18 protein-coding genes and 2 tRNA genes are annotated in these 21488 nt (G+C 57.6%); 18 read left to right on the top strand and 2 right to left on the bottom strand.

Features of this window, described 5'->3' with window-relative positions:
* Nucleotides 1-53: 53 nt before the first annotated feature.
* Nucleotides 54-1727 carry a DNA repair protein RecN gene (gene recN, locus Q7C20_RS03230; protein WP_375065339.1) on the bottom strand — a complete coding sequence of 558 codons (1674 nt, stop codon included), beginning with the start codon at nt 1725-1727 and terminating at the stop codon, nt 54-56.
* A 254-nt stretch (nt 1728-1981) separates the two neighbouring features.
* Between recN and grpE the strand changes: the two genes are divergently transcribed.
* The 8 genes from grpE to Q7C20_RS03270 all read left to right on the top strand — a co-directional run bounded on the left by grpE (nt 1982) and on the right by Q7C20_RS03270 (nt 12447).
* On the top strand, nt 1982-2542 hold the full coding sequence (grpE, locus tag Q7C20_RS03235; RefSeq protein WP_348057055.1) for a nucleotide exchange factor GrpE: 561 nt from the start codon (nt 1982-1984) through the stop codon (nt 2540-2542).
* A gap of 103 nt (nt 2543-2645) precedes the next feature.
* Nucleotides 2646-4562 carry a molecular chaperone DnaK gene (gene dnaK / locus Q7C20_RS03240; RefSeq protein ID WP_375065342.1) on the top strand — a complete coding sequence of 639 codons (1917 nt, stop codon included), beginning with the start codon at nt 2646-2648 and terminating at the stop codon, nt 4560-4562.
* A gap of 317 nt (nt 4563-4879) precedes the next feature.
* Entirely contained in the window at nt 4880-6004 is a 1125-nt protein-coding gene (gene dnaJ, locus Q7C20_RS03245; RefSeq protein WP_375065344.1) for a molecular chaperone DnaJ, read from the top strand.
* A gap of 9 nt (nt 6005-6013) precedes the next feature.
* Nucleotides 6014-6820, top strand: a complete 807-nt coding sequence (gene dapB, locus Q7C20_RS03250; protein ID WP_375065346.1) for a 4-hydroxy-tetrahydrodipicolinate reductase — start codon at nt 6014-6016, stop codon at nt 6818-6820.
* A 257-nt stretch (nt 6821-7077) separates the two neighbouring features.
* Nucleotides 7078-8214: a glutamine-hydrolyzing carbamoyl-phosphate synthase small subunit gene (gene carA / locus Q7C20_RS03255; protein ID WP_375065349.1), complete on the top strand. Its 1137-nt coding sequence runs from the start codon at nt 7078-7080 to the stop codon at nt 8212-8214.
* Between the two features lie 105 nt (nt 8215-8319).
* Entirely contained in the window at nt 8320-11541 is a 3222-nt protein-coding gene (gene carB, locus Q7C20_RS03260) for a carbamoyl-phosphate synthase large subunit (protein ID WP_375065351.1), read from the top strand.
* On the top strand, nt 11538-12014 hold the full coding sequence (greA, locus tag Q7C20_RS03265) for a transcription elongation factor GreA (protein ID WP_375065353.1): 477 nt from the start codon (nt 11538-11540) through the stop codon (nt 12012-12014). Before carB ends, greA begins: the two co-directional genes overlap by 4 nt.
* A 28-nt stretch (nt 12015-12042) precedes the next feature.
* Nucleotides 12043-12447: an MFS transporter gene (locus Q7C20_RS03270; RefSeq protein ID WP_375065355.1), complete on the top strand. Its 405-nt coding sequence runs from the start codon at nt 12043-12045 to the stop codon at nt 12445-12447.
* 23 nt (nt 12448-12470) lie between these two features.
* Here Q7C20_RS03270 and Q7C20_RS03275 read toward each other — a convergent pair whose 3' ends face one another.
* Nucleotides 12471-12779 carry a YhbY family RNA-binding protein gene (locus tag Q7C20_RS03275; protein ID WP_003176146.1) on the bottom strand — a complete coding sequence of 103 codons (309 nt, stop codon included), beginning with the start codon at nt 12777-12779 and terminating at the stop codon, nt 12471-12473.
* A 105-nt stretch (nt 12780-12884) separates the two neighbouring features.
* Between Q7C20_RS03275 and rlmE the strand changes: the two genes are divergently transcribed.
* The 10 genes from rlmE to nusA all read left to right on the top strand — a co-directional run bounded on the left by rlmE (nt 12885) and on the right by nusA (nt 21482).
* Nucleotides 12885-13538 (top strand): 23S rRNA (uridine(2552)-2'-O)-methyltransferase RlmE, encoded by a 654-nt coding sequence (gene rlmE, locus Q7C20_RS03280; RefSeq protein ID WP_348057069.1) that lies wholly within the window; start codon nt 12885-12887, stop codon nt 13536-13538.
* A gap of 200 nt (nt 13539-13738) precedes the next feature.
* Nucleotides 13739-15649: an ATP-dependent zinc metalloprotease FtsH gene (ftsH, locus tag Q7C20_RS03285; RefSeq protein ID WP_348057071.1), complete on the top strand. Its 1911-nt coding sequence runs from the start codon at nt 13739-13741 to the stop codon at nt 15647-15649.
* An 8-nt stretch (nt 15650-15657) separates the two neighbouring features.
* Nucleotides 15658-16509, top strand: coding sequence for a dihydropteroate synthase (gene folP, locus Q7C20_RS03290; RefSeq protein WP_375065359.1), 852 nt, complete (start codon nt 15658-15660; stop codon nt 16507-16509).
* Nucleotides 16510-16525: 16 nt separating this feature from the next.
* Nucleotides 16526-17863: a phosphoglucosamine mutase gene (glmM, locus tag Q7C20_RS03295; RefSeq protein WP_348057075.1), complete on the top strand. Its 1338-nt coding sequence runs from the start codon at nt 16526-16528 to the stop codon at nt 17861-17863.
* Nucleotides 17864-17929: 66 nt separating this feature from the next.
* Nucleotides 17930-18685 (top strand): triose-phosphate isomerase, encoded by a 756-nt coding sequence (gene tpiA, locus Q7C20_RS03300; RefSeq protein ID WP_375065362.1) that lies wholly within the window; start codon nt 17930-17932, stop codon nt 18683-18685.
* Nucleotides 18686-18689: 4 nt separating this feature from the next.
* Complete coding sequence (gene secG / locus Q7C20_RS03305) at nt 18690-19073, top strand: preprotein translocase subunit SecG (protein WP_010206600.1); 384 nt, start codon at nt 18690-18692, stop codon at nt 19071-19073.
* Nucleotides 19074-19095: 22 nt separating this feature from the next.
* Nucleotides 19096-19181, top strand: a tRNA-Leu gene (locus Q7C20_RS03310).
* Nucleotides 19182-19277: 96 nt separating this feature from the next.
* Nucleotides 19278-19354, top strand: a tRNA-Met gene (locus tag Q7C20_RS03315).
* A gap of 140 nt (nt 19355-19494) precedes the next feature.
* Nucleotides 19495-19953 (top strand): ribosome maturation factor RimP, encoded by a 459-nt coding sequence (gene rimP / locus Q7C20_RS03320; RefSeq protein WP_158287963.1) that lies wholly within the window; start codon nt 19495-19497, stop codon nt 19951-19953.
* Between the two features lie 47 nt (nt 19954-20000).
* Nucleotides 20001-21482, top strand: a complete 1482-nt coding sequence (gene nusA, locus Q7C20_RS03325; RefSeq protein ID WP_078739144.1) for a transcription termination factor NusA — start codon at nt 20001-20003, stop codon at nt 21480-21482.
* Nucleotides 21483-21488: the final 6 nt, after the last annotated feature.

A 21488-nucleotide genomic window follows, 5' to 3' on the forward strand; every position in this document is an offset into this window, starting at 1 on the left:
GAAGGCGACCTCAAGGTCGCCTTCGTGCTTTCTATAGAGAGAAAAATGCCAGCTTAAGCCTTGGTTGCGACGACCATTTTCTTCGCGTGAGCCAGGGACTCTTTGGTCAGGTCGATACCGCCCAGCATCCGCGCGACTTCTTCCACGCGCTCGGACTTGTTCAGCTTCGATACGGCTGTGTGCGTCGCGTCGCTGCCTCGTACCTTGTGTACAAACAGATGTTGATGCCCTTGTGCCGCCACTTGCGGCAAGTGAGTGACTGTAAGCACTTGGCCTCGATCACCAAGGCGGCGCAGCAACTGCCCAACGATTTCCGCAGTCGGCCCGCCAATACCCACATCGACTTCGTCGAATACCAGCGTCGGTACGCGTGAGGTTTGCGCGGTAATCACCTGTATCGCCAGGCTGATGCGTGACAACTCACCGCCAGACGCTACTTTGGCCAAGGCCTTGAGTGGTTGCCCGGGGTTGGCGCTGACCAGCAGTTCCACTTGCTCAAGCCCATGGGGCTGCAATTCGTTGCTGGTATTGGTGCGCAATTCGATAGTGAAGCGGCCACCTGGCATGCCCAGGCGCTGGATTTCCTGCTCCACTGCGCTCGCCAAGCCGGTAGCAGCTTGCTGGCGCAGGTCGCTCAGCTCCCGGGCTTTCTCTTGGTAATGCCGAGCGAAGGACGCGAGTTCTTCACCCAGTTGCTCGATAGACTCGTCATTCGCATTCAATGTCTCGATTTCATCCAGCAATTTCTGCTGCATGGTCGCCACTTCAGTCGGCTGGATTCGATGTTTGCGTGCCAGGGTATAGATGGTGTCGAGGCGTTCCTCGATTTCCTGCAGGCGTGCAGGGTCTGCATCAAAGTGATCCAGAAAGCGGTTCAGCTCACCGACGGCTTCTTCTACCTGAATTTGTGCGCTGGTCAGTAGCGTGGTGGCTTCGCTCAGAGAGCCCGAGCCACTGTTTACAGTCGACAGTCGGTTGAGACTCGCCGTCAGTGCATTCAGCACATTCCCTGAATCATTTTCGCTGCATTGCTCAACCACTTGGCGACAGATGCCCAGCAGGGTTTCGGCGTTGGTGAGGTTTTTGTGTTCCTGCTCCAGTTGCTCCAGCTCCGTTTCGCCAAGCCCCAAGCTTTCCAGCTCTTCAAGCTGGTAGCTGAGCAATTGATGGCGCGCGCGTTGCTCGTCGCCGGAATTGGAAAGGCGCTCCAGTTCCTGGCGCGTTTGCCGCCAGCGTTGGGCGGCCAATTGCACTTGACGGGCAAGGTCGGTTGCGCCGGCGTATTCATCGAGCAAGCGGCGGTGGGTATCGGTTTTCAGCAGGGACTGGTGTTCATGCTGGCTGTGGATATCAATCAGCAATTCGCCCAGGGCTTTCAGGTCGCCGAGCGGGCAGGGCGTGCCATTGATGTAGCCGCGCGAGCGCCCTTCGGCCGTGATGACCCGGCGCAGGATGCACGGGCCTTCATTATTAAGGTCGCGTTCGGTCAGCCAGACTTCGGCTTCGGGAATATCCGCGAGGTCAAAGGTAGCCAGAATGTCGGCCTTGTCTGCACCGGGGCGCACCACGCCACTGTCGGCGCGGTCGCCCAGGGTCAGGCCCAGGGCGTCGAGCATGATCGACTTGCCGGCGCCGGTTTCGCCTGTGATTACGCTCATCCCGCGATCCAGTTCCAGATCCAGATGTTCAACGATTGCGTAGTTATGTACGGACAGGTGCACGAGCATGACGGCCGCTCCCAGGCTTTAGGTCTGGTTATTTATACAGTGTTTTGTTCAGGGCTGACAATCCTGATGCTTAGCTCGATTTTCTTGAACAGTCGCGTTATTTAGCGCGAACAGGAATGAGCCGGCCGGAATTGATCTGCATCACTGGAAAGACTTTTGGTAACGCCTGCGCCCTTGAACCTGAAAATTGTGGCCCCATATACCGGAACAGAAGCGCGAGTTGAGTTCGCGCATGATTTTGAAAGGAGAAATCTATGGCTGACGAACAGACGCAGGATACGCAAACTCCAGACGCCAATTCGGCTGCCGCAGATGAGCTGGCGACTCGCGTGCAAGTGCTCGAAGAGCAATTGGCTGCAGCGCAGGATCAATCGTTGCGTGTAGCCGCCGATCTGCAAAACGTCCGCCGCCGTGCCGAGCAAGATGTCGAAAAGGCTCACAAATTCGCGCTGGAAAAATTCGCCGGTGATCTGTTGCCGATCATCGACAGCCTGGAGCGTGGTCTTGAGTTGTCCAATGCGGACGACGAGAACATCCGCCCGATGCGTGAAGGGATCGAACTGACCCTGAAAATGTTCCAGGACACCCTGAAGCGTTATCAGCTGGAAGCCATTGATCCGCAAGGCGGCGAACCGTTTAACGCTGAGCATCATCAGGCGATGGCCATGCAAGAAAGCCATGACCTTGAGCCTAACAGTGTGTTGAAAGTGTTCCAGAAGGGCTACCAGCTCAACGGTCGCTTGCTGCGCCCGGCAATGGTGGTAGTGAGCAAGGCTCCTGCACCTGTTGCACCTTCTATTGATGAGCAGGCTTGAAATTAGTCGTAACGGCCCCATCTATTAAGTCAAGCGTTTAAGTGCTACCGCAGTTAGCCACCACTGCTGCGGCAACCAAATTCAAGTTTCGGGAGAGTAAATCATGGGCAAAATTATCGGTATCGACCTGGGGACCACCAACTCCTGCGTCTCCGTGCTGGAAAACGGCGTTGCTAAAGTTATCGAAAACGCCGAAGGCGCGCGCACCACGCCGTCGATCGTCGCTTACGCTAACGACGGTGAAATCCTCGTCGGCCAGTCGGCCAAGCGTCAGGCTGTGACCAACCCGCACAATACGCTGTACGCGGTAAAGCGTCTGATCGGTCGCAAGTTCGACGAAGAAGTCGTGCAGAAAGACATCAAGATGGTCCCTTACAAAATCGCCAAGGCTGACAACGGTGACGCCTGGGTTGAAGTAAACGGCCAGAAAATGTCGCCGCCGCAGATCTCGGCTGAAATCTTGAAAAAGATGAAGAAGACTGCCGAAGACTACCTCGGTGAAGCAGTGACTGAAGCGGTGATCACCGTTCCGGCCTACTTCAACGACAGCCAGCGCCAGGCGACCAAAGACGCCGGCCGCATTGCTGGCCTGGATGTAAAACGTATCATCAACGAACCTACCGCTGCCGCTCTGGCTTACGGTATGGACAAGGCCAAGGGCGACCACACTGTGATCGTTTATGACCTGGGTGGCGGTACGTTCGACGTCTCCGTGATCGAGATCGCTGAAGTTGACGGCGAGCACCAGTTCGAAGTGTTGGCCACCAACGGTGACACCTTCCTCGGCGGTGAAGACTTCGACATTCGTCTGATCGACTACCTCGTTGACGAATTCAAGAAAGAAAGCGGCATGAACCTTAAGGGTGACCCGCTGGCCATGCAGCGCCTGAAAGAAGCCGCTGAGAAAGCCAAGATCGAGCTGTCTTCCGCTCAGTCGACCGACGTGAACCTGCCTTACATCACTGCAGACGCCACCGGTCCTAAGCACTTGAACGTGAAAATCTCGCGTTCCAAGCTGGAAGCACTGGTTGAAGACCTGGTTCAACGCACTATCGAGCCTTGCCGCATTGCGCTGAAAGACTCCGGTATCGACGTTGGCGCGATCAACGACGTGATCCTGGTCGGCGGTCAGACCCGTATGCCACTGGTTCAGAAGCTGGTCACCGAGTTCTTCGGTAAAGAAGCACGTAAAGACGTGAACCCGGACGAAGCCGTTGCCATGGGTGCTGCTATCCAGGGTGCAGTATTGGCCGGTGACGTGAAAGACGTGCTGCTGCTGGACGTTAGCCCGCTGACCCTGGGTATCGAAACCATGGGTGGCGTGATGACTGCGCTGATCGAGAAAAACACCACGATTCCTACCAAGAAATCCCAGGTGTTCTCGACTGCCGACGACAACCAGGGCGCCGTGACTATTCACGTGCTGCAAGGTGAGCGTAAGCAAGCGGCGCAGAACAAGTCCCTGGGCAAGTTCGACCTGGCCGAGATTCCACCAGCACCACGTGGTGTGCCGCAAATCGAAGTAACCTTCGACATCGACGCCAACGGCATCCTGCACGTCGGCGCGAAAGACAAGGCTACCGGCAAAGAGCAGAAGATCACCATCAAGGCCAACTCCGGCCTGTCTGATGAAGAAATTCAACAGATGATTCGTGATGCTGAAGCCAACGCTGATGCGGATGCCAAGTTTGCTGAGCTGGCTGGCGCCCGTAACCAGGGCGATGCCCTGGTTCACTCGACGCGCAAGATGATTTCCGAAGCGGGTGACAAAGTGACCGCTGAAGAGAAAACCGCAATCGAAGCAGCTGTGGTTGCCCTAGAAGCCGCCATCAAGGGCGACGACAAGGCTGCCATCGAGGCCAAGGTTGAGGAGTTGTCGAAAGTCTCCGCGCCGGTTGCTCAGAAAATGTACGCCGAACAAGGTCAGCCTGCTGAGGGTGCTGCACAACACGCAGAGCCTGAAGCCAAGCAAGACGACGTTGTCGATGCCGAGTTCGAAGAAGTAAAAGACCACAAGTAAGTTGGTCGCCCGGTTGACCGCTCTCCAGCGGTGACTGGTAGGATGTCGCCGCGCGGGAGCTTGCTCCCGCGTTGGCGTGTCTGGGGTATGCGAATTTTTACAACATGCGACAGCGTTCGGATGTTGGCGGTGTGATCGGGGATGCTCCTGCTTTCCGAGCGACAGTCACCGCGTTTTTGGCCGGGTACCTGGCTAAAGGCAGTAAAGACCAGGATCGTTGAATTGACGTGAGTTGGGTCCGGGCCTGTATTGGGGCTCAACGAGTTTGGCAAGGCTCAGGAGGGTCTCGCCGAACGTCCTTAAGAGTGCAAAGACTTATGGCAAAGCGTGACTATTACGAAGTATTGGGTGTGGAGCGCAGCTCCAGCGAAGCGGACCTGAAAAAGGCCTACCGTCGCCTGGCGATGAAGCATCACCCGGACCGTAATCCGGATAGCAAAGAATCCGAAGAGATGTTCAAGGAGGCCAACGAGGCCTACGAATGCCTGAGTGATCCCAACAAGCGCGCGGCCTACGACCAGTACGGCCATGCCGGCGTTGACCCAAGCATGGGTGGCGGCGGTGCCGGTTTTGGCGGTCAGAATTTCTCCGACATTTTCGGCGACGTATTCAGCGACTTCTTCGGCGGCGGCCGTGGTGGTCAGCGTGGCGGTGCCCAGCGTGGCAGCGACTTGCGCTACACCCTGGAACTGAACCTGGAAGAAGCCGTGCGCGGTACCAGCGTCAATATCCGTGTGCCGACGTTGGTCAACTGCAAGCCGTGCGACGGCTCGGGTGCCAAGAAAGGCTCCTCGCCGATCACCTGTCCGACCTGTGGTGGTATTGGCCAGGTCCGCATGCAGCAGGGCTTCTTCTCGGTGCAGCAGACCTGCCCGCGTTGCCATGGCCAGGGCAAGATCATTTCCGATCCGTGCGATTCCTGCCACGGCGAAGGCCGCGTCGAAGAGTACAAAACCCTGTCGGTGAAAGTGCCGGCGGGCGTGGATACCGGTGATCGCATTCGCCTGTCGGGTGAAGGCGAGGCGGGGACTCAAGGCGGCCCTACCGGCGACCTGTACGTGGTGATCAATGTGCGCGAGCACTCGATCTTCCAGCGCGACGGCAAGCATCTGTTCTGTGAAGTGCCCATCAGCTTTGTGGATGCGGCCCTGGGTGGCGAGCTGGAAATTCCGACGCTGGACGGTCGGGTCAAGCTCAAGATTCCTGAAGGGACGCAGACCGGCAAGCAATTCCGTATCCGTGGCAAAGGCGTTGCGCCGGTGCGCGGTGGTGGTGCAGGCGACCTGATGTGCCGTGTGGCGGTTGAAACGCCAGTCAACCTGGGGCGTCGTCAACGTGAATTGCTCGAGGAATTCCGCAGCTCGCTGGAAGGTGACGACTCCCACTCGCCGAAATCCACTGGGTTTTTCGACGGTGTGAAGCGCTTCTTCGGCGACCTGTAAGGGGTGAGTATGCGACGTATAGCCGTGATGGGCGCTGCAGGGCGCATGGGCAAGAATCTGGTCGAGGCCGTGCAGCAACGCTCGCCGGCCTCTGGGCTGACCGCGGCGATCGTTCGTCCGGGCAGCTCGCTGATCGGTGCAGATGCCGGTGAGCTGGCCTCGCTGGGTCGTATCGGCGTTTCGCTGTCGGGCAGTCTGGAGAAGGTCGCTGACGAGTTCGACGTACTGATCGATTTCACCCTGCCGGACGTGATGCTGAAAAACCTGGCGTTCTGCCGCAAGGCGGGCAAGGCCATGGTGATCGGTACCACGGGCTTGAGCGCTCAGCAAAAGCAGTTGCTGGTGGAAGCGGGCAAGGATATTCCAATGGTCTTCGCGGCCAACTTCAGTGTGGGTGTGAACCTGTCGCTGAAGCTTCTGGACCTGGCCGCGCGCGTGCTGGGGGATGAGGCGGATATCGAGATCATCGAAACCCACCACCGCCACAAGATCGATGCGCCTTCGGGCACTGCGTTGCGCATGGGCGAGGCGATTGCGGATGCGCTGGGGCGTGACCTGTCGAAAGTGGCGGTTTACGGTCGCGAAGGTCATACCGGCGAGCGTGCGCGTGACACCATTGGGTTTGCGACCGTCCGCGGCGGCGATGTAGTGGGTGATCACACCGTGTTGTTCGCCTCTGAGGGCGAGCGCCTGGAGATTACGCACAAGGCGTCCAGCCGCATGACATTTGCCAAGGGTGCGGTGCGTGCTGCGCTCTGGCTGGAAGGTCGCGAGCCTGGTCTGTACGACATGCGCGATGTGCTGGACCTGCACTAATCAGTCGCTAAAAAGGGGCCTCAAGCTTATGCATCGGCCCCGTTTTACCCGCTAAGCGACGCCCTGTCGCATTCCCCTGCCTTTTAGGCTCATTAGCGGTGGACCAAAAAAGCCTTTTTCTGTAAGCTACAGCTTTAGTGTGTTCACTAAAAGCGCGCAGAATAATTCAGTGAATGAGCGGAGTGACGTGTCCATACGTCACTCCGCTTTTTTACACCTGCGATCGCCCTTTCAGGCTTTATTTACGGGAGGTCTTCTTGACTAAGCCAGCCATACTCGCCCTTGCTGATGGCAGCATTTTTCGCGGCGAAGCCATTGGAGCCGACGGTCAAACCGTTGGAGAGGTGGTGTTTAACACCGCCATGACCGGCTATCAGGAAATCCTTACTGATCCTTCCTACGCCCAACAGATCGTTACCCTGACCTATCCGCACATCGGCAACACCGGTACTACACCGGAAGACGCCGAGTCTGATCGTGTATGGTCCGCCGGTCTGGTGATTCGTGACCTGCCACTGGTTGCGAGCAACTGGCGTAACACGATGTCGCTGTCCGATTATCTGAAAGCCAACAACGTTGTGGCTATCGCCGGTATCGATACGCGCCGCCTGACACGCATCCTGCGTGAAAAAGGCTCGCAGAACGGCTGCATCATGGTCGGTGACAATATTTCCGAAGAGGCGGCGATTGCCGCAGCGCAAGGTTTCCCAGGCCTGAAAGGCATGGACCTGGCGAAAGTCGTCAGCGTTAAAGAGAAGTACGAATGGCGCTCCACTGTCTGGGACTTGAAGACCGACAGCCACGAGACCATCGAAGCTGCTGACCTGCCGTACCACGTCGTGGCTTACGACTATGGCGTGAAGTACAACATCCTGCGCATGTTGGTTGAGCGCGGTTGCCGCGTTACCGTAGTGCCGGCGCAAACCCCGGCGAGTGACGTGCTGGCCCTGCAACCGGACGGTGTGTTCCTGTCCAACGGCCCGGGTGACCCTGAGCCTTGCGACTACGCCATCCAGGCGATCAAGGACGTACTGGAAACCGAGATTCCGGTCTTCGGTATCTGCCTCGGTCACCAACTGCTGGCCCTTGCCTCCGGCGCCAAGACCCTGAAAATGGGCCACGGCCACCACGGTGCCAACCACCCTGTGCAAGACCTGGACACTGGCGTGGTGATGATCACCAGCCAGAACCATGGTTTTGCGGTGGACGAAGCGACCTTGCCGGCAAACGTGCGCGCTATCCACAAGTCGCTGTTCGACGGTTCCCTGCAAGGCATCGAGCGTACTGACAAGAGCGCGTTCAGCTTCCAGGGCCACCCTGAAGCCAGCCCGGGCCCGAACGACGTAGCGCCGCTGTTCGACCGTTTCATCAATGAGATGGCCAAGCGACGCTGACTGAGCGGCCTGCGGGCGGCCCCGAGTTTCGGTGGCCCCCGCAGGCTCTTCAAAGAGTGTTCAAGACGGCTTGCCGACTGACCTGCGGATTTGAGTGACAAACCCATGCCAAAACGTACAGACATAAAAAGCATCCTGATTCTCGGCGCTGGCCCGATCGTGATCGGCCAGGCCTGCGAATTCGACTACTCCGGCGCCCAGGCCTGTAAAGCCCTGCGCGAGGAGGGCTACCGCGTCATCCTGGTGAACTCCAACCCGGCCACCATCATGACCGACCCGGACATGGCCGACGCTACCTACATCGAGCCGATCAAGTGGCAGACCGTTGCCAAGATCATCGAGAAAGAGCGCCCGGACGCACTGTTGCCAACCATGGGCGGCCAGACTGCACTGAACTGCGCCCTGGACCTGGAGCGCGAAGGCGTCCTGGAAAAATTCGGCGTTGAGATGATCGGCGCCAATGCCGACACCATCGACAAGGCTGAAGACCGTTCGCGCTTCGACAAGGCCATGAAGTCCATCGGCCTGGACTGCCCGCGCTCGGGCATCGCCCACACCATGGAAGAAGCCAACGCAGTGCTCGAGAAGCTGGGCTTCCCGTGCATCATCCGTCCGTCCTTCACCATGGGCGGCACCGGTGGCGGTATCGCTTACAACCGGGAAGAGTTCGAAGAAATCTGCGCCCGTGGCCTGGACCTGTCGCCGACCAAAGAGCTGCTGATCGACGAATCCCTGATCGGCTGGAAAGAGTACGAGATGGAGGTTGTCCGCGATAAGAAGGACAACTGCATCATCGTCTGCTCCATCGAAAACTTTGACCCGATGGGCGTGCACACCGGTGACTCGATCACTGTGGCGCCGGCACAGACCCTGACGGACAAGGAATACCAGATCATGCGTAACGCCTCCCTGGCGGTACTGCGCGAGATCGGCGTGGAAACCGGCGGCTCCAACGTCCAGTTCGGCATTTGCCCGGACACTGGCCGTATGGTGGTCATCGAGATGAACCCGCGGGTATCCCGTTCCTCGGCCTTGGCCTCGAAAGCCACCGGTTTCCCGATTGCGCGTATCGCTGCCAAGCTGGCGATCGGCTATACCCTGGACGAACTGCAAAACGAAATCACCGGCGGCGCTACTCCGGCCTCTTTCGAGCCGTCGATCGACTACGTCGTCACCAAGCTGCCACGTTTCGCTTTCGAGAAATTTCCGAAAGCCGACGCACGCCTGACCACTCAAATGAAGTCGGTGGGTGAAGTCATGGCCATCGGCCGGACTTTCCAGGAATCCCTGCAGAAAGCCCTGCGTGGCCTGGAAGTAGGCGTGTGTGGTCTGGACGAGAAGCTCGACCTGAGCAACCCGGAAAGCATGAGCATCCTCAAGCGTGAGCTGACCGTGCCGGGCGCCGAGCGTATCTGGTACGTGGCTGACGCCTTCCGCGCTGGTCTGTCGGTCGAAGACATCTTCGGCATGAACATGATCGATCCTTGGTTCCTGGTGCAGATCGAAGACCTGATCAAGGAAGAAGAGAAGGTCAAGACCCTCGGCTTGTCCTCTATCGGTCGCGACCTGATGTTCCGCCTCAAGCGCAAAGGTTTCTCCGATCAGCGCCTGGCCAAACTGCTGGGTGTGACCGAGAAGAACCTGCGGACTCACCGCCACAAGCTCGACATCTTCCCGGTCTACAAGCGTGTTGATACGTGCGCTGCTGAATTCGCCACCGACACCGCTTACATGTACTCGACTTACGAGGAAGAGTGCGAAGCTGCTCCGTCCGGTCGCGACAAGATCATGATTCTGGGCGGCGGTCCTAACCGTATCGGCCAAGGCATCGAGTTCGACTACTGCTGCGTGCATGCCGCCCTCGCTCTTCGCGAAGACGGGTATGAGACCATCATGGTCAACTGCAACCCGGAAACCGTTTCCACTGACTACGACACCTCCGACCGTCTGTACTTCGAGCCTGTAACCCTGGAAGACGTGCTGGAAATCTGCCGCGTCGAGAAGCCAAAAGGCGTGATCGTCCAGTACGGCGGCCAAACCCCGTTGAAATTGGCGCGTGCTCTTGAAGCTGCCGGCGTGCCAATTATCGGCACCAGCCCAGACGCGATCGACCGTGCCGAAGACCGCGAGCGCTTCCAGCAAATGGTTGAGCGCCTGAACCTGCGTCAGCCGCCAAACGCTACCGTGCGCAGCGAAGACGAAGCCATCCGCGCAGCCAGCAAGATCGGCTACCCGCTGGTGGTGCGCCCGTCCTACGTATTGGGCGGTCGTGCGATGGAAATCGTCTACGAAGAAGACGAACTCAAGCGTTACCTGCGTGACGCGGTGAAAGTGTCCAACGACAGCCCGGTGCTGCTCGACCACTTCCTCAACTGCGCTATCGAGATGGACGTGGACGCGGTCTGCGACGGTACCGATGTGGTCATCGGCGCGATCATGCAGCACATCGAACAGGCGGGCGTTCACTCCGGTGACTCCGCATGCTCGCTGCCGCCGTACTCGCTGCCGGCACACATCCAGGACGAGATGCGTGAACAGGTCAAGAAAATGGCCCTGGAACTCGGCGTGGTCGGCTTGATGAACGTTCAGTTGGCGCTGCAAGGCGAAGACATCTACGTCATCGAAGTTAACCCACGGGCTTCGCGTACCGTGCCATTTGTTTCCAAGTGCATCGGTGTGTCCCTGGCCATGATCGCTGCCCGCGTGATGGCCGGTAAGACCCTGAAGGAAATCGGCTTCACCAAGGAAATCATTCCGAACTTCTACAGCGTGAAAGAGGCGGTGTTCCCATTCGCCAAATTCCCTGGCGTGGACCCGATCCTGGGCCCGGAGATGAAGTCCACCGGTGAAGTGATGGGCGTGGGCGACACGTTCGGCGAAGCCTTCGCCAAGGCCCAGATGGGTGCGAGCGAAGTGCTGCCAACCGGCGGTACAGCGTTCATCAGCGTGCGTGACGATGACAAGCCACTGGTTGCAGGCGTAGCCCGTGATCTGATCAACTTGGGCTTTGAAGTTGTGGCCACTGCCGGGACCGCCAAGCTGATCGAAGCTGCCGGCCTGAAAGTGCGTCGCGTCAACAAGGTGACGGAAGGCCGTCCACACGTGGTCGACATGATCAAGAATGACGAAGTCACCTTGATCATCAACACCACCGAAGGTCGCCAGTCGATCGCGGACTCCTACTCCATTCGTCGTAACGCCTTGCAGCACAAGATCTACTGCACCACCACCATTGCTGCTGGCGAAGCTATCTGTGAAGCGCTCAAGTTCGGTCCTGAAAAGACCGTGCGTCGCTTGCAGGATCTACACGCAGGATTGAAGGCATGATCAAGTACCCAATGACCGTCCAGGGCGCCAAGGCCCTGGAAGAGGAACACACCCACCTGACCAAGGTCGTCCGTCCGAAGTTGAGCCAGGACATCGGTACGGCCCGCGAGCTGGGTGACTTGAAGGAAAACGCCGAATACCACGCTGCTCGCGAGCAGCAGGGTATGGTCGAGGCGCGGATCCGTGACATTGAAGGCCGGATTCAGAACCAGGTCATCATCGATGTCACGTCTATCCCGCACACCGGCAAAGTGATTTTCGGCACCACCGTGGAAATCGCCAACGTCGAGACCGATGAGCGCGTTGTTTACCACATCGTGGGTGAAGACGAAGCTGACTTCAAACTCGGTAAAATCTCTGTCGGTTCGCCGCTCGCCCGTGCCTTGATTGCCAAGGAAGAGGGCGATGTGGTGGCTGTGAAGACGCCTGGTGGCGTGATCGAGTATGAGATTGTTGAAGTTCGTCACATCTGAACGGCGGCGCCCGCTTCGTGCGGGCGCCATGCTTTGGCAGCTCGCTCAGATGCTTTGGGTGGGCGGCCTGTGGTTGTTGCACATAGGCGTTTTACCGGCGCTGGGCCTGATCGGCCTGGCACCGTTGCTGATCGATGAGATCGACGGTTTGCTCAGTGCGTTGCTGGTGGGTTTTGCGGCGGCGTGCGTAACGCTCCAGGTGCTGGTGCTGATCAAGGCCGAAGGCTTGGGGAGTGTGTGGCGGGATATTCGCGGCCAACTGCTGTTGATGGCGCTGTATGCATGCGCAATGTTTTGCGTAGTGCATGTGTGGCTGCCGGAAGCGTTGCGCTGGCGGCTATTCAGCTATCTTGTGCTAGGGTTCTCCGGTTTGGTGCTGGTGATGCAGCCGGCGCCGGGATGGAGTGGCAGGGCGCGCGAAGCACGCCCGTAACCCTTGTTAGCGTTTGAAAGCTATCATTTAAAGCGATGTACATTCGACAGTTGCTTGTTGACGCTGAAGTTCTTGCGATACAGCAGCGCCATCTTGCCGATGACCTGAACCAGGTCCGCTTTGCCTACCTTGCACAATTCTGCAACGGCAGCCAGGCGCGCCTCACGGTCAAGGATGTTGACCTTGATCTTGATCAGTTCGTGATCGTTGAGTGCGCGTTCGAACTCGGCTAACACACCTTCAGTCAAACCGTTGTCTGCCACAATCAGAACTGGTTTCAGATGGTGGCCAATGGATTTGTACTGTTTCTTCTGCTCTTGAGTGAGCGGCATAATCTGACCCCTGCGTCTGATCTTGTAAAAAGCGGCGGCCAGTTTACCCGAGCGAGTCCGGGACCGCCCAGTTAATCACGACCCGTTTTATTTTCGAGGTGGCCCGTGGCCCGTTCCAAAACAAGCCTTAAGTGGCTACAAGAACATTTCAACGACCCTTACGTCAAAATGGCGCAGAAGGATGGCTACCGTTCCCGGGCCAGCTACAAGCTGTTGGAGATCCAGGACAAGGACAAAATAATCCGTCCAGGCATGAGTGTTATCGATCTGGGTGCAGCCCCCGGTGGTTGGTCCCAAGTGACCAGTCGTCTGATTGGTGGGCAGGGCCGCTTGATCGCTTCCGACATCCTGGAAATGGACAGTATCCCGGATGTGACCTTTGTTCATGGTGACTTCACCCAGGATGCCGTGCTCGCACAGATCCTTGAGGCGGTGGGAAATTCGCAGGTAGACCTTGTGATTTCCGACATGGCCCCCAATATGAGTGGATTACCGGCCGTCGATATGCCGCGTGCAATGTTCCTGTGTGAGCTGGCGCTGGATTTGGCGGGTCGGGTTTTGCGTCCTGGTGGTGATTTTCTGGTGAAAGTCTTCCAGGGTGAAGGTTTTGACGAGTACCACAAGAACATCCGCAAATTGTTCGACAAGGTGCAAACGCGCAAGCCTGACTCTTCCCGGGATAGGTCGCGGGAGCAGTACCTGCTGTGCCGCGGGTTTCGTGGTGCTGAAGGCGCTGCGAGCAGTGAAGAGCGCTTTTGAGAAATTCGAGGTAGGCGATAGGTTTTTTTATATCGCTTTCGTCATGAAGCTTTACGAATATTATGTAGTCAAAGTTTCACAAAGGGTTACAGACGGCGCCTGCCAGAGTTGTAGGTAATGTAGTAAGTTAGGCCGGTGAATATCATGCGAAGCGCGCGCCAGTAGCGGAGCTTGCTTCAGAGGGTAGTTAATTGAACGATATGGCAAAGAATCTGATCCTGTGGTTGATCATCGCGGCTGTCCTGGTGACGGTGATGAACAACTTCTCCAGCCCTAACGAGCCGCAGACCCTCAACTATTCCGACTTCATCCAGCAAGTTAAGGATGGCAAGGTCGAGCGCGTAGCGGTTGATGGCTACGTGATCACCGGCAAACGCAATGATGGCGACAGCTTCAAGACCATTCGTCCGGCAATCCAGGACAACGGTCTGATCGGCGACCTGGTGGATAACCACGTGGTTGTTGAAGGCAAACAGCCTGAGCAGCAGAGCATCTGGACTCAGCTATTGGTAGCGAGCTTTCCGATCCTGGTGATTATTGCCGTGTTCATGTTCTTCATGCGCCAGATGCAAGGCGGTGCGGGAGGCAAGGGCGGGCCGATGAGCTTTGGCAAGAGCAAGGCGCGCCTGCTCTCCGAGGATCAGGTGAAGACCACCTTGGCTGACGTTGCTGGTTGCGACGAAGCCAAGGAAGAAGTCGGCGAGTTGGTCGAGTTCCTGCGGGACCCGGGCAAATTCCAGCGTCTGGGCGGTCGCATTCCGCGCGGCGTGCTGATGGTTGGTCCTCCGGGTACCGGTAAAACCTTGCTGGCCAAGGCGATTGCCGGCGAGGCCAAAGTGCCTTTCTTCACCATCTCCGGTTCTGACTTCGTTGAAATGTTCGTCGGCGTGGGTGCCAGCCGTGTTCGCGATATGTTCGAGCAGGCCAAGAAGCATGCACCGTGCATTATTTTCATCGATGAAATCGATGCCGTGGGTCGCCATCGTGGCGCCGGCATGGGTGGCGGTCATGATGAGCGTGAGCAGACCCTCAACCAGTTGCTGGTAGAGATGGACGGCTTTGAAATGAATGACGGCATCATCGTCATCGCCGCAACTAACCGTCCCGACGTATTGGATCCTGCGCTGCTGCGTCCGGGCCGTTTCGACCGTCAGGTTGTGGTGGGTTTGCCGGACATTCGTGGTCGTGAGCAGATTCTGAAAGTGCACATGCGCAAAGTGCCGATGGGCGACGACGTCGCTCCGGCAGTGATTGCTCGTGGTACGCCGGGTTTCTCCGGTGCTGACCTGGCCAACCTGGTGAACGAGGCTTCGCTGTTCGCAGCCCGTACCGGCAAGCGCGTTGTAGAAATGAAGGAATTCGAGCTGGCGAAAGACAAGATCATGATGGGCGCCGAGCGCAAATCCATGGTCATGTCCGAGAAAGAGAAGCAGAACACCGCGTATCACGAGGCTGGCCATGCCATCGTTGGTCGCGTCGTGCCTGAGCATGATCCGGTCTATAAGGTCTCGATCATTCCTCGTGGCCGGGCGCTGGGTGTCACTATGTTTCTGCCGGAAGAGGACCGTTACAGCCTCTCCAAGCGCGCGCTGATCAGCCAGATCTGCTCCTTGTACGGCGGTCGTATTGCAGAAGAGATGACCCTTGGTTTCGACGGTGTAACCACCGGTGCTTCCAACGACATCATGCGTGCCAGCCAGATTGCGCGGAACATGGTGACCAAGTGGGGCTTGTCGGAAAAACTCGGTCCTTTGATGTACGCCGAAGATGATGGCGAAGTGTTCCTGGGTCGTGGCGGTGGCGGTCAAAGCGCCAGCTTCTCCGGTGAGACAGCCAAGCTGATCGACTCCGAGGTGCGCAGCATCATCGACCAGTGCTATGGCACGGCCAAGCAGATCCTGACTGATAACCGCGACAAGCTGGATGCCATGGCTGATGCGCTGATGAAGTACGAGACCATTGATGCCGATCAGATTGACGACATCATGGCTGGTCGCGCACCGCGTGAACCTCGCGACTGGGAAGGCGGTTCGGGTACCTCGGGCACTCCGCCGGTGGTTCAGAACGAACGCCCTGAAGCCCCGATCGGCGGCCCGGCAGCTGACGTCTAAGGTTTGAAATGACTTCTGTGTTGTCCTCCACCCGGTTGCCTTGCGGCAACCGGGTTCTTGATTTGGCCCATACGCATGTCATGGGTATTCTGAATGTCACACCAGACTCCTTTTCCGACGGCGGCCGCTTCAATCGGCGGGATGCTGCGCTGCGTCATGCTGAAGCGATGGTCGCCGCCGGTGCGACGCTGATTGACGTCGGTGGCGAATCGACCCGGCCTGGCGCTCGTGTTGTTTCTCCTCTGGAGGAGTTGGAGCGAGTCGCGCCGATCGTCGAGCTTATCGCTCGTGAGTTGGACGTGATCATCTCGGTGGATACGTCGACTCCTGCGGTAATGCGCGAAACGGCGCGTCTTGGTGCTGGCTTGATCAATGATGTGCGGTCACTGCAACGCGACGGCGCTCTGGATGCCGCCGCGGCAACCGGCTTGCCGGTGTGTTTGATGCATATGCTGGGCGAGCCCGGCAATATGCAGGACAGCCCGCACTACGACGATCTGGTTGGTGAGGTTAGTGGGTTTCTTGCGCGGCGTATCGCTCAGTGTGGCGCAGCAGGCATTGCGCCTGAGCGGATTATCCTTGACCCCGGTTTTGGTTTCGCCAAGACCCTGCAACATAATTTAAGTCTTTTCAAACATATGGAAGCCCTGCATTACCTTGGTCGGCCTCTTTTGGTCGGCGTTTCACGCAAGAGCATGATAGGGCTGGCCTTGAATCGTCCTGTAGGTGAGCGGCTGTATGGTGGTCTTGCGCTGGCGGCGCTCGCTGTAACGAAAGGCGCACGCATCTTGCGTGTGCATGACGTTGCCGAGACCGTAGATGTGGTCCGCATGATCGCCGCTGTAGAATCTGCCGAATAAAAATGATGGAGCACTTATGACTAAAAAATATTTTGGCACCGACGGTATCCGCGGTCGGGTCGGCGAATTCCCGATTACCCCCGATTTCATGCTCAAGCTGGGTTGGGCGGCAGGTATGGCGTTCCGCAGCATGGGCGCGTGCCGCATCCTGGTAGGCAAGGACACGCGTATTTCCGGGTATATGTTCGAGTCCGCACTGGAGGCTGGTTTGTCTGCCGCCGGTGCTGACGTAATGTTGCTGGGCCCAATGCCTACGCCTGCTATCGCCTACCTGACGCGTACGTTTCACGCTGAAGCCGGTATCGTGATCAGTGCCTCGCATAACCCGCATGATGATAATGGCATCAAATTTTTCTCGGGCCAGGGCACCAAGCTGCCGGACGAGATCGAGTTGATGATCGAAGAACTGCTGGATGCGCCGATGACGGTGGTTGAGTCCAGCAAGCTGGGCAAGGTGTCGCGCATCAACGATGCGTCTGGCCGTTACATCGAGTTCTGCAAAAGCAGCGTGCCGTCCAGCACCAACTTTGCCGGGTTGAAGGTAATTGTCGACTGCGCGCATGGCGCAACCTACAAGGTGGCCCCAAGTGTCTTCAAGGAGTTGGGCGCACAAGTCACCGTGCTGTCGGCTCAGCCGAATGGCCTGAACATCAACGAGAACTGTGGCTCCACGCATATGGAGCAGTTGCAGGCGGCTGTGCTTGCCGAGCATGCCGACCTGGGTATTGCCTTCGACGGTGATGGTGATCGCGTTCTGATGGTCGATCACACCGGTGCTGTGGTGGATGGTGATGACCTGTTGTTCATCATCGCTCGCGACCTGCATGAGCGTGACAAGCTGCAAGGCGGAGTCGTTGGTACGCTGATGAGCAATCTGGGTCTTGAGTTGGCGTTGGCGGACCTTGGCATTCCGTTTGTTCGTGCCAACGTGGGTGACCGTTACGTGATCGCCGAGCTGCTGGAGCGCAATTGGCAGGTAGGTGGCGAGAACTCGGGGCATATCGTCTGCTTCCAGCACACCACCACGGGCGACGCAATTATCGCTGCGCTGCAGGTGTTGCTGGCCTTGCGCCGTCGTAATGAAAGCCTTGCTCAGGCGCGTCAGGCGCTGCGCAAGTGCCCGCAGGTATTGTTGAATGTACGGTTTGGCGGTGGCGAAAACCCGATTGATCACCCGGCTGTCAAAGAGGCCTGCGAGCGCGTAACCCAAGCAATGGCGGGGCGTGGCCGTGTGCTGTTGCGCAAGTCCGGTACGGAGCCTTTGGTACGCGTCATGGTCGAAGGTGACGACGAAACACAGGTCCGCGGCCATGCCGAAGACCTCGCAAAACTGGTAACTGAAGTTTGCGCCTGAATTCGGCTTGCCAGTGGTGATGTGGTTGGGTAACATCTGCGCCCACTTTGACCGACGGGGTACAGCATGCGTCGCACTATGGTAGCTGGTAACTGGAAGATGCACGGTACCCGCGCCAGTGTCGCTGAGCTGATCAATGGCCTTCGTCACTTGGCACTGCCTGGCGGTGTTGATGTAGCGGTTTTCCCGCCTTGCTTGCATATCAGCCAAGTGGTTGATGGCTTGGAAGGTAAGTCGATCCAGGTCGGCGCGCAGAACTCTGCGGTGGAGCCGATGCAAGGTGCGTTGACTGGCGAAATTTCGCCGAGTCAGCTGGTTGATGCAGGTTGTTCCTATGTGCTCGTCGGGCACTCCGAGCGCCGTCAGATGATGGGCGAGCGTGATGGGACACTCAACCGCAAGTTCGCAGCGGCACAGGCTTGTGGCCTGATCCCGGTATTGTGCATAGGGGAAACCCTTGAGCAGCGGGAAGCCGGCAAAACCCTTGAAGTTGTCTCGCGTCAGCTGGGCAGCATCATCGAAGAGCTGGGTGTTGGTGCGTTTGCAAAGGCAGTAATTGCTTACGAGCCGGTCTGGGCCATTGGTACCGGGCTGACTGCTACACCGCAACAGGCGCAGGATGTGCACGCAGCCATCCGCGCGCAGTTGGCGGCAGAGAATTCTGAGGTCGCACAAGGTGTGCGGCTTCTATACGGCGGCAGCGTGAAGGCGGCCAATGCGGTCGAACTGTTCGGCATGCCGGATATCGATGGGGGGCTCATTGGTGGAGCTTCCCTGAATGCAGATGAGTTCGGTGCGATCTGTCGCGCCGCGGGAAACTGAAAAAATGCTGGAAACAGTCGTAGTCGTTTTTCATCTGTTGGCTGCCCTGGGCGTAGTTGCCCTGGTTTTGCTGCAGCAGGGTAAAGGTGCGGATGCTGGTGCGTCTTTCGGTGCAGGTGCTTCAAATACTGTATTCGGAAGCCAAGGTTCCTCTACCTTTCTTAGTAAGTTTACTGCTATACTTGCCGCCGGTTTCTTCATAACCAGCTTGGGGTTAGGTTACTTTGCTAAAGAGAAAGCTCATGTGCTGACTCAAGTAGGTTTGCCAAACCCAGCAGTGTTGGAAGTTCCAAAAGCAAAACCGGCTTCTGATGATGTCCCGGTGCTTCAAGAGCAAAAGTCGGCTACTCCAGCGACTGACGTACCTCCAGCTCAAGAGCAGAAGTAAGAAGGGTTGTAAGCGCTGTATTGCCGAGGTGGTGGAATTGGTAGACACGCAACCTTGAGGTGGTTGTGCCCATAGGGTGTAGGGGTTCGAGTCCCCTTCTCGGTACCAATTATCAGGAGAGCCCGCTGTTGCGGGCTTTCTTGTAGGTGGAAGGTTACATTGACCCTGTAAGGGATCGGTCGTATACTTCCGCCCCAGCTTTGTCGCGGGGTGGAGCAGTCTGGTAGCTCGTCGGGCTCATAACCCGAAGGTCGTCGGTTCAAATCCGGCCCCCGCAACCAGTTTTAGCGGAGCCCCTTTTAAGGGGCTTTTTGTTAGCTGGACACTTTCAACGCCGCTGTTCGACGGCGTTTCAAGGATGGGCGTTTCGCCCATTTTTTTATTTTGCACAGCATGCACATACATGCACGAGGGGGTTCAGGTGTCGAGCAAGCTAGAAGAGTTGCAGGCCTTGCTGGCCCCGGTGGTCGTGGCCCTAGGCTATGAATGCTGGGGTATTGAGTTTTCGGCTCAAGGTCGCCACTCAATGTTGCGCGTTTATATCGATAAAGAGGGCGGTGTGCTGGTGGACGACTGCGCTATTGTCAGCCGTCAGATCAGCGGTGTCCTGGATGTTGAAGATCCAATCTCCGTTGAATACACCCTCGAAGTTTCCTCGCCAGGCATGGAACGCCCACTGTTCACTATTGATCAGTTTGCAAAATTTGCCGGTGAACAAGTGAAGATCAAGTTGCGATCCCCGTTCGAAGGGCGACGCAATTTTCAGGGCCTTCTGCGCGGTGTAGAAGAGCAGGACGTTGTGGTGCAAGTGGAAGACCATGAGTTCCTGTTGCCGATCGATATGATCGACAAGGCCAACATTATTCCCAGTTTTGGCTGAGACGCGGATCCCGCGGATCCAATGGCTTGCGAAAGGCGAGGCGTACGATGAGCAAAGAAGTACTGCTGGTTGTTGAGTCGGTATCCAATGAAAAGGGCGTACCGGCAAACGTGATTTTTGAAGCGCTGGAGCTGGCTTTGGCCACTGCTACCAAAAAGCGTTTTGAAGACGAAGTTGATCTGCGTGTGGAAATCAACCGCCACACCGGTGCCTATGAGACTTTCCGTCGCTGGACGGTCGTCGAAGAAGCCGATCTTGATGATCCGGCCATCGAAACGTGGCCAAGCAAGGTTGCCGAAACGCACCCGGGCGCCAACGTTGGTGATGTTGTCGAAGAAAAGATCGAATCGATCGAGTTCGGCCGTATTGCTGCACAGACCGCCAAGCAGGTCATTGTGCAGAAGGTTCGCGAAGCTGAGCGCGCTCAAGTCGTTGACGCCTATCGCGAGCGCCTGGGTGAAATCATCTCCGGCACCGTGAAAAAAGTTACCCGCGACAACGTGATCGTTGACCTGGGCAACAACGCCGAAGCGTTGCTGGCCCGCGAAGACATCATTTCTCGCGAAACCTTCCGGGTTGGCGTGCGTCTGCGTGCGCTGCTCAAGGAAATCCGCACCGAGAACCGCGGCCCTCAGTTGATCCTGTCGCGTACTGCGCCGGAAATGCTGATCGAGCTGTTCCGTATCGAAGTGCCGGAGATCGCCGAAGGCCTGATCGAAGTCATGGCTGCGTCCCGCGACCCGGGTTCGCGCGCCAAGATCGCGGTCCGCTCCAAGGACAAACGTATTGACCCGCAGGGCGCTTGTATTGGTATGCGCGGTTCGCGCGTCCAGGCCGTGTCGGGCGAATTGGGCGGTGAGCGTGTGGATATCGTGCTGTGGGACGATAACCCGGCGCAGTTTGTGATCAACGCCATGTCGCCAGCTGAAGTGGCGGCAATTATCGTTGACGAAGATGCCCATGCAATGGACATCGCCGTTGGCGCAGACAATCTGGCTCAGGCCATTGGTCGTGGTGGTCAGAACGTGCGTCTGGCCAGCCAACTGACCGGTTGGACCCTGAACGTGATGACCGAATCGGACATCCAGGCTAAGCAGCAAGCTGAAACCGGTGACATCCTGCGCAACTTTATCGACGAGTTGGAAGTCGATGAAGACCTGGCACAGGTGCTGGTAGATGAAGGCTTCACCAGCCTGGAAGAGATTGCCTACGTACCGTTGGAAGAAATGCTCAACATCGACGGCTTTGACGAAGACACCGTCAACGAGCTTCGCGCTCGGGCCAAGGATCGTTTGTTGACTAAAGCCATCGCTACTGAGGAAAAGCTGGCAGACGCCCATCCGGCCGAAGACCTGCTCTCGCTTGAGGGTATGGACAAGGATTTGGCGATGGAACTGGCGGTGCGCGGCGTAATTACCCGCGAAGACCTGGCCGAGCAGTCTATTGACGATCTGCTCGACATCGACGGCATTGACGATGATCGTGCCGGCAAGTTGATCATGGCCGCCCGAGCCCATTGGTTCGAGTAACTAGGC

The sequence above is a fragment of the Pseudomonas sp. AMR01 genome (assembly GCF_041946035.1).
Taxonomy (GTDB): domain Bacteria; phylum Pseudomonadota; class Gammaproteobacteria; order Pseudomonadales; family Pseudomonadaceae; genus Aquipseudomonas; species Aquipseudomonas antarctica_B.